The organism is Microcystis sp. M53598_WE2 (genome assembly GCF_030067735.1).
GTDB lineage: Bacteria > Cyanobacteriota > Cyanobacteriia > Cyanobacteriales > Microcystaceae > Microcystis > Microcystis aeruginosa.
The window spans coordinates 1-1411 of the sequence record NZ_JASJFE010000208.1 but is presented as its reverse complement, the minus strand read 5'-3'; the positions used below and the strand labels follow the sequence as shown (position 1 = coordinate 1411).

Below are 1411 nucleotides of genomic sequence, written 5' to 3'. Positions count from 1 at the left end.
GAAAAATTAAGTATTGATAACTATTGGTGATGACTGGTAAAAAATCATTTATGCTCAAGATCAAGTTAATATTATTTTTAGGTTTGTTGCTGCTGAGTTGTCAATCGACTAATCTCAATGGTAATAATAGTTCAATGGCTCAGATTACGACTGAGAATCAAGGGCAAATATTACCGATCACGGACAAAGCAGATATTAATGGTGAGATGATTGAGTTAGAAGTGGCTCAAACCCCGGAACAACAGGCCAAGGGTTTAATGTATCGCTCGTCTTTGGAGAAAAATCGCGGTATGCTATTTCCCTTTGCACAACCTCTGATCGCCCGGTTTTGGATGAAAAATGTCTCGATTCCTCTAGACATGATTTTTCTAAAAGATGGTATAGTAAAAGCAGTTTTGCTGAATGTCCCCCCTTGTGCTGTCGATCCTTGTCCTGTCTATGGGCCAAACACCATGGTTAATCAAGTGATCGAACTAGCCGGGGGTCGAGCCAAAGAATTAGGAGTGAAAGAAGGAGATAAAATTAAGATTGAGTCTATCTCAAGACCTTGATTTTTGAAAATGGTGTTAACTTTCTTATAGAAGGTGTCCCTTGTCTGGAAATATAAGTATGGCTTTTAGAAGCTATTACGCATTTATACTGTTTAAGATATAACCATATCGATTAAGATTTTTATAGTCTATCAAGTCATAGATTGAATAATCTTTACCCTTGATATAGATAGATTAAACAGAGACAAAATTCTGCTCGATCTAACGGGACTATCTTAAGAGAGCCAGCGATTTTTAGGAAAGCGCTCTCTATCATCGGGATAGCTTAGATACAGAAAAAACGGTCGCGAGACTAACTGTCCTTGAAACCGATCAGGTAGTGTTTTGTTAAAATCACGAGATATACTATACTATTGAGGAAAAAAATCCCCCTATGTCCACGATTGCCTATTCCCAATTCCGACGATTTCTACAAGAGGAATTGTCCCTTCCCCAAGAATCGATCGCTATGGCCGAGCGCTCGATCCAATCTGATAAAATTCATTTACCGATGATTCTCTGGCAGTACGGTTTAGTGACCTTGGAACAATTAGACAAAATTTATGATTTTCTCGAAGAGGTAGTATAATCTTGCAATTGCTCACTATTGACAAGGAGAATAATTGCCATGGCTGCTCATAGTTTCTGGCACAGTTTGAAAATTCCGATCCCAAAAACTACCAATCATCACTTGAGAAGTGGGTTATTTAAACCCACTTTTTTAATAACTATACAATTGAGAATTATCGATTAACTGCTCAGTCCATGAAACCCCATGACCAATTTGCCAAAAATTACCTTGAACAATTACTTTCTCCCCTGGGAATCGTCGAAATCAGCAAAGAAGTCAGCGACGAAACTCGACAGATAGATTTATTTTT

The 1411-nt window shown here is 38.0% G+C and carries 2 protein-coding genes; both read left to right on the top strand.

From position 1 onward, the window contains the following. Positions 1-29 precede the first annotated feature (29 nt). A complete protein-coding gene (locus PX636_RS04425; protein ID WP_288116334.1) occupies positions 30-551 on the top strand; it encodes a DUF192 domain-containing protein in 522 nt (173 codons plus the stop codon). A 373-nt stretch (positions 552-924) separates the two neighbouring features. Further along, positions 925-1119, top strand: a complete 195-nt coding sequence (locus PX636_RS04420; RefSeq protein WP_002757016.1) for a DUF2949 domain-containing protein — start codon at positions 925-927, stop codon at positions 1117-1119. Positions 1120-1411 lie beyond the last annotated feature (292 nt).

What these genes read in the sequence shown, in the direction of transcription:
- PX636_RS04425 (WP_288116334.1), top strand. Translation starts at nt 30, where the DNA reads ATGACTGGTAAAAAATCATTTATGCTCAAGATCAAGTTAATATTATTT.
- PX636_RS04420 (WP_002757016.1), top strand. Translation starts at nt 925, where the DNA reads ATGTCCACGATTGCCTATTCCCAATTCCGACGATTTCTACAAGAGGAA.